Here is a 6,413-nt window from a genome sequence, read left to right on the forward strand (position 1 = left end):
GCCTCGTCACCGGCCGCGACGGCTGTTCGCCGACCGCGGCTACGACTACGACAAGTACCGCCGCATCCTGCGGGCTCGGGGCATCACCCCGAAGATCGCCCGTCGAGGTGTCCCGCACGGCTCGGGGCTGGGCAAGACGCGCTGGGTCGTGGAGCGGACCTTCGCCTGGCTCCACCAGTTCAAACGACTGCGGATCCGCTACGAGATACGCGCCGACCTCCACCTCGGACTGCTCCAACTCGCCTGCAGCATCATCTGTTTGAGACGACTCCGAACCTCATTCTGAAACGATCAGTAAATGGCTGTCACGCGCTGCGTAGTGCGTGTAGCACAGCTGGTGGGTGGCTGACGTGTAGATGCTCATTCCTGTGCACGGTGTCCGGGGGTCCGGGTGTGCTGATGGGCATGATTGCTCGACCGTCTTTGTCTGCAGCCCCCGCCCGAGAGAGCGTTCGGGTACGGGGCGTGCTGCCGCCCAGACCATGCCCCTCGCGTCGCTTTCGCAGGACAAAGGACTGGTACGCCGGGTGGTGGTACGCCGGCTTCTCGCGCTGGACGAGGCCGGCACGCTGGAATCTGTCCACGTTAGGATCGCGGCCCAGACAGCCGGAGTGTCCGTACGCACGGCTTGGCGCTGGCTCGCGAGGGCCCGTAAGGGCCAGACCGAGCCGGCCTACCGACGTGGAGGGTTCCTGCTCGACGACACGCTGTGGACCCGGCTCGAAGAACTGGACGGGAACGTCTCCGAGTTACACCGGCAGCTGTCCCAAGCCCGTGACGACTCCGCCTTGCCCGGGCCGCTGCCTTCGCTGGCGACCATGCACCGGGCGGTACGCGAGCAACGCCGGGCGGGCCGGGTCTTTCAGAGCACGCGCCCCGGGAAACGGCACGTGGATCCCGACCGCTATGACCGGGCCCTGGCCGAGCTGGCTCTGCCGGGAACGGTCGATGAGACCGGCCAGGCCCCGCCCGGCTCCGGCGTGGGACAGACCGACGCGACGGTTCCCGCCCCCGTGGCCCGGCCCGCGTCGCCGGGGGATGCTGTCCGTCTGTACGTGCCGGGCGCGCATATGGTCTCCACCCGGCAACTCGACGTGGTCACCGAGGCGATCGCCCATACCGTGGCCGCGCGCGGGATCGTGTGCGTGTACGGGGACCCGGGTCACGGTAAGACGGTCGCGGTCCATCAGGCCCTGGCCCTGCTGCCGCGCCGTATCCCGGTGCACCGCGCGCTGGTGGCGGTGAAACCGGCGCTGCCGCAGCTACGGGCCGCGCTGCTCACCGCGTTCGGTTTGCCCGCCACCTCGTTGACGAACCGCACGGACGCGGCCGACCGCGCGCTGCTCGAGGCGTTCCAGGCCCCGGGGGTGCTGGTCATCGACGACGTGCAGCGCATCGCCGCCCCCGAGCTGGACTATCTCCGCCTGCTGCTGGACGCGCCTACGACCCAGGCTTCGCTCGTGCTGTGCGGGGCGGGCGCCGAGCGCACCCTGGCACGTGCTCCCGCCCTGGCCTCACGCGTGCTGACCTGGCAGCACGTCCCACGCCTGGATCCCGCGCAGGTCCCCGGCGTGCTGCGTCTGTTCCACCCCTTGTGGGACACCGCGACCGACACCGATCTGCTGCATACGGACGAGACGTGCGCACACGGCAACTTCCGTACCTGGGCGAAGATCACCTCCCACGCGTACGCCGCCCTGGACCGCCACCCCGAGCACACGGTCGATGCCGCCCTCCTGGCCCAGGCCTGTACCCGCCTTGGCCCGTGCCCCTGACTCACACCCTTGCCCGCCTTCACACCGGGCAGCCCCCGCACGCGCGGGAAGGACCACGATGAACACCACGCCCTCCCACACCACCCCCACCCCGGCGTCCGCGCCCGGCGAGGCCGGGCCCGCCCTGGACGCGGTGTCGCTGACCGCCCTGCGCGCCCCAGCCGTACGGCACCTGTTCACGCTGCGCGCCGAACGCCGTCTCTCTCGCGTCCACGTGCACACCACCGCGCAGTGCCTCAACGTCTCCGATCGCACCGTGTGGCGGTGGCTGGCCGAGGCCACCACCACACCCGCCACCGCCGCCGCTCCTGGCGCCCGCCGTACCGGCCGTTTCGAGATCACCCCTGAGCTGCGGGTGCTGCTGGCGTACTGGCACGGCAACGCCTCCGCGGTCCACCGCGAGCTCCTCGACCGCGCCCGCCAGGCCCCCGCTCCAGCCATCTCACCCTCGCCACCGGCAGACACCGACACAGACGCCGACGCCTCCGCCTCTGGCCCGGCCGCGCCATCACCCCGCCCACCCCGCAACGCACTCCCGGGCGGCGCCCCGCTCGCGGCTGTTCCACTGCTGGACCCGGTCCCGTCACTGGCGACGTTCCTGCGCGCCGTGCGCCGGGACCTGACTGCGGGGGAGAGAGCCAGCTACCGCCACGGCCCCCAGGCCGCCCGCGCCCACGACGTGTTCGCCACACGCCCGCGAACGTGGCGCAACGAGGTATGGGAGGCCGACCACGTCCAGGCCCTGCTCTGCCTGGCCAGACGCAGGGCCGACGTCCTGTTCGCGATGCTCCGCGACGGAACCTTCTACGAACCGCGGCCAGCCAGTTCCTGATCGCCGTCTCTACCAGGCGTCACCGCGGTGAGGAATCGGGGTTCGCCTCCAGAACAGCCTGCAGTTCCGCGAAGCGCCGGTCCTGCGAGGTTCCTGCGGCCAGCTCGCTCAGCGCATAGGCCGTGGTCTTGAAGCCGTCTCCGTGATGGAACTCCGCGCCCCACGCACCAAGCCGCACCGAGGCCACCTCGTCCAGCGCCAGGCGGTGGGTCCCCCACGGGTTGACCGCCACGATCCCGTCAGGGCCGACCTCAAGCCGGACCCTGAGGATCGCCCACCAGAAGAACAACGCGACGCTGACGGCCAGCCCTGTCCACAGCCCGGCCGTCCGGGCCGTCTCGGCTTCCGGAGAGGAAACCCAACCCGCCCAGCCGAAGAGCGCTTTCACCCCGACAACGGCCGGGATGGCATAGCCCGCCACGCGAGCCGTCCCACCCACCCGCCACACCGACACCGAGTCCCCGCCCTGGTCATCCATGCCCGCATTGTGGGCCACACAGCTTGACCAAACACATAGGGGCACCCCCCGGCCACGGCCCCGCCGCCTTACCGCGCCGGGCTGTGTCGTGGTCGACGGCCCGGCTGCGGCCCGTCGCGCCAGCCCTGCCACCCTGCCGCCGTCTCCCGCTGCGCGACGGCCGACGGCCGGCCGCCCCGCCCCGCCCCGCAGCTTCGCGCCGTCAGGCCCGGGCGGCCGCTGACGCGAGGGGAATCCACGCCCTGGGTTCCCCTCGTGCCGATGGCCAGGCCACGGCCTGGCCCGCCGCCGTACCGTGGTCGACGACCTCGCGCCTCGGGTTCCTGCCGCGGCGACGGCCCGGCCCGGTGCCGCGCCGCCGGGATCTGCCGCCGAGCCGCCGCCCGCGCCGCCCCGTCGCCGCCGCGGGGCTGTCCTGGGTCACCAGTGCGAACTCGACGAGCTGCCTCGACACCTGCCCCGCCCGGCCGCCCGGCCGCCCGGCCGCCCGGCCGCCCGGCCGCCCTGCTCCCGTGCAAGCTCGCCGGCCCCGCCCCGTTCCCGCCAGCAACTGCACGTTGTCGTTTTGGCGGTTGCGCCGACGTCGACGACCTCGCGCCCCGGCCCCGCCCGGCGGCCCGGCCCCGTCGCCGCCGCCTCACCGCGCCGGGCTGTGTCGTGGTCGACGGTCTGGCCGCGCCCCGTCGCCGGGCCGGGCCGGGCCGCTCCGCCCCGCGTTCCGTCGCGCCTGCTTCGCTGTTGCCGGGCCCCGTGCCGCCCTGCGGACGCTCCCGCTGCGCGACGGCCAGCGGTCGGCCGTCCCCGCCCCGCTGCTTCGCGCCGTCGGGCCCGGGCCAGGACCGGCCGCTGGCGTACCCGCCCCGCCGACGTCCCTGACCTGCTGCCGGGCCGTTCGCGCGATGGTCGACGACCTGACGGTGCGCCCACGGCCCCGCCGGGCCGCCGATGCGACGCCCGGTCGACCTCCATCCCGAGGGCTGTTACTCAGTGTTGTTTTCTTGCCTGTGGCGGGCGGCGGTGTCGGGGCGGGCCAGGGCGTGCCGGTCGGGGCCGGCCTCCATCCAGGGTGTCTCGACCGGGTCGGTGTCGTACATCTCGGGCGGCCCCGCGTACCAGCCACCCGCGGTCTCCTCGGGTGCGACCTCGATCAGGCGCAGCTCCAGCCCGTCCCCGCCCTCGGTGACTTCGTACAGCTCGGTCGTGCGCGGGCTCTGCCCGGCGGCCTCCACCGTGACCAGCAGCCGGTCCCCGGGCCGGGACGGGTACTAGGGTGCCTCGGTCAGCTCCTGGTGCCCGCCGACCAGCGCGTCGACTTCCGCGCCGATGCCCCGCCGGCGCTTGGCCTCCCCGGCCTGGCTGAGCGGCGAGGCCGAGGCGCTGCTGGCACCGGGGCATTCGGCCGCCCAGTGCCACACCTGAGCGGGATTCAGCGCGTGCTCAGGGCAGTCGGCGCGCTCGGTGTCGGCCGCGACGCCCCCGCACGGCGCCTTGGGACAGATGCAGGAGACGTAGGACCCGCCACGCGCCATCACACCGCCGTGCCGCACGTACCCACTGGCCTCCATGATCGCCTGCACGTCGCGCACGGGCGCCTCGTTCTGGTCTTCCACGATGATCTCCTCACGGCTCCTCGGGCGCCCGGTCGGCTCCGATGCGCCACACCGTGACAGATCGCCACAAAGCACGTCAACTTTGTTGATTTCAGCCCAGATTGGGCGTACTCGGTTAGATCCGTGCCCGCGTGCACGAGGGAAAGAGTTCACCCGCCCGGACCGGCACCGGCCCGCCCGTCACCCTTTGCGGGCCACCCCTCGACGAGTCCGCCGCACACCACCACCCCCGCTGATGTACTGACCCCCCAGGCCCGGGAGAAGGGGAGCACTGTGGGGTACAGCAGGGGCTACAGGACGGAGCACCGGGACACATGGTCCCGGTGGACCTGCGAGAGGCAAGGCTGCGAGGCGACCGGCACCGTACACGGCGACCAGCACGACGACCGCGCCGCCACCTACGCAGTCGGCCACCAGGAAGACGCCCACCGCGACGTCCTCATCGCCGACGCGGCCGCCGCGCTCAGCACCGCCCGCGCGGCGCTGCACCGGCTGCCGGGCGTGATCACCGACGTCGACACGCACACCTACCGGGGCCGGGCGTGCGTGACGCCCGAGGCCGCGGCCGACGCCCTGGGCGCATGGGAATTCCAGCTCACCGCCACGCTCCCCGAGCCGTCCGGCCAGGACGAGCGCGTGCTCTGGAAGATGGCCGGCCACCACGGCCGCGAGGCCGTCTGCAAGCACAGCCGTACCCCGTAGGTGACGGGCCGCCACCGGGACCCGGCAAGCCCCCCGAGGGCCCGGTCCGGGCAGCGGGAGGGCCCGCCCCGTAACCGGCAACCCGGAACCGGGAACCGGGGACTGGGGTGGTGTGGTCCTTGGTGGCCGAGCGGGTGTTGAGTAGGGGCCCGGGCGGGGTGTGTCCCGTGAACAGAATGGAGGGCGGTATGGAGCCGCTGAGGGCCGGGGATCCGGTACGGGTACGTGATTTCGTCTTACGCGGCCGGCTGGGCGCGGGAGGAATGGGCGAGGTGTTCCTGGGCCGCTCGCCGGGCGGCAAGGCGGTGGCGGTGAAGGTGGTGCACCCGCATCTTGCGCGGCAGGCGGAGTTCCGGCGTCGTTTCCAACGAGAAGTGGCCGCCGCGAAGGCGGTCAGCGGCGCCTTCACCGCACCGGTGGTGGCGGCCGGCCCCGACGACGACCTGCCATGGATCGCGACCACCTACGTCCACGGTCCCTCCCTGGCCGAAGCCGTGACCCCCACCGCACCCCTGCCGGAGGACTCGATGTGGCCCCTGGCAGCCGGACTGGCCGAAGCACTGCAGGCCATCCACACCGAGGACCTGCTCCACCGCGACCTCAAACCGTCGAACGTGTTGCTGGCCATGGACGGCCCACGAGTGATCGACTTCGGAATCGCCCGCGCCCTGGACGCCACCGCGCTGACCGGAACCGGCACGGCCATCGGCACACCCGGCTTCATGTCCCCCGAACAAGCCGAAGGCAGCCCCCTCGGCCTGGCCAGCGACGTCTTCTCCCTCGGCGCCGTACTCGCCTTCGCCGCCACCGGCCACGAACCCTTCGGCCAGGGCCCACCAGCAGCAGTCCTCTACCGCGTCGTCACCACCGAGCCACAACTCGGCACACTCAACGGCCCCCTGCGCACCCTGATCACCGCATGCCTGGCCAAAACCCCCACCGACCGACCCACCACCACACAACTCCTCGAACAGATCACCTCCCACTGGAACCCGTCCGACGACTTCCACCACACC

The 6,413-nt window shown here is 72.6% G+C and carries 7 protein-coding genes and 1 pseudogene; 5 read left to right on the top strand and 3 right to left on the bottom strand.

Going from position 1 to position 6,413, the window contains the following annotated elements:
- The 3 genes and pseudogenes from EAO76_RS36440 to EAO76_RS46880 form a co-directional block, all read left to right on the top strand.
- Positions 1-286, top strand: a 286-nt coding sequence (locus EAO76_RS36440) for a transposase (RefSeq protein ID WP_148838094.1), incomplete at its 5' end; no start/stop codon positions are given.
- A gap of 196 nt (positions 287-482) precedes the next feature.
- Positions 483-1,775: an ATP-binding protein gene (locus EAO76_RS36445; protein ID WP_148840524.1), complete on the top strand. Its 1,293-nt coding sequence runs from the start codon at positions 483-485 to the stop codon at positions 1,773-1,775.
- 580 nt (positions 1,776-2,355) lie between these two features.
- A pseudogene (locus tag EAO76_RS46880) lies at positions 2,356-2,514 on the top strand (transposase); the annotation flags it as partial.
- 112 nt (positions 2,515-2,626) lie between these two features.
- On the opposite strand, the gene EAO76_RS36455 reads toward EAO76_RS46880, so the two are convergent.
- The 3 genes from EAO76_RS36455 to EAO76_RS36465 all read right to left on the bottom strand — a co-directional run bounded on the left by EAO76_RS36455 (position 2,627) and on the right by EAO76_RS36465 (position 4,695).
- Positions 2,627-3,085: a PH domain-containing protein gene (locus EAO76_RS36455; RefSeq protein WP_262376059.1), complete on the bottom strand. Its 459-nt coding sequence runs from the start codon at positions 3,083-3,085 to the stop codon at positions 2,627-2,629.
- A gap of 980 nt (positions 3,086-4,065) precedes the next feature.
- Complete coding sequence (locus EAO76_RS36460; protein WP_148840526.1) at positions 4,066-4,314, bottom strand: hypothetical protein; 249 nt, start codon at positions 4,312-4,314, stop codon at positions 4,066-4,068.
- Between the two features lie 36 nt (positions 4,315-4,350).
- Positions 4,351-4,695, bottom strand: coding sequence for a hypothetical protein (locus tag EAO76_RS36465; RefSeq protein ID WP_148840527.1), 345 nt, complete (start codon positions 4,693-4,695; stop codon positions 4,351-4,353).
- 273 nt (positions 4,696-4,968) lie between these two features.
- On the opposite strand from EAO76_RS36465, the gene EAO76_RS36470 reads away from it, so the two are divergent.
- Both EAO76_RS36470 and EAO76_RS36475 read left to right on the top strand, forming a co-directional pair.
- The gene (locus EAO76_RS36470; RefSeq protein WP_148840528.1) at positions 4,969-5,397 is read left to right on the top strand and encodes a hypothetical protein; all 429 of its coding nucleotides are present in this window, start codon (positions 4,969-4,971) and stop codon (positions 5,395-5,397) included.
- A 188-nt stretch (positions 5,398-5,585) separates the two neighbouring features.
- Positions 5,586-6,413, top strand: an 828-nt coding sequence (locus EAO76_RS36475) for a serine/threonine-protein kinase (protein WP_148840531.1), incomplete at its 3' end; no start/stop codon positions are given.

This window comes from Streptomyces sp. sk2.1 (assembly GCF_008120935.1).
Taxonomy (GTDB): Bacteria; Actinomycetota; Actinomycetes; order Streptomycetales; family Streptomycetaceae; genus Streptomyces.

Coding starts and splice junctions, on each gene's coding strand:
- EAO76_RS36445 (WP_148840524.1), top strand. CDS start 483: ATGCCCCTCGCGTCGCTTTCGCAGGACAAAGGACTGGTACGCCGGGTG.
- EAO76_RS36455 (WP_262376059.1), bottom strand. CDS start 3,085: ATGGATGACCAGGGCGGGGACTCGGTGTCGGTGTGGCGGGTGGGTGGG.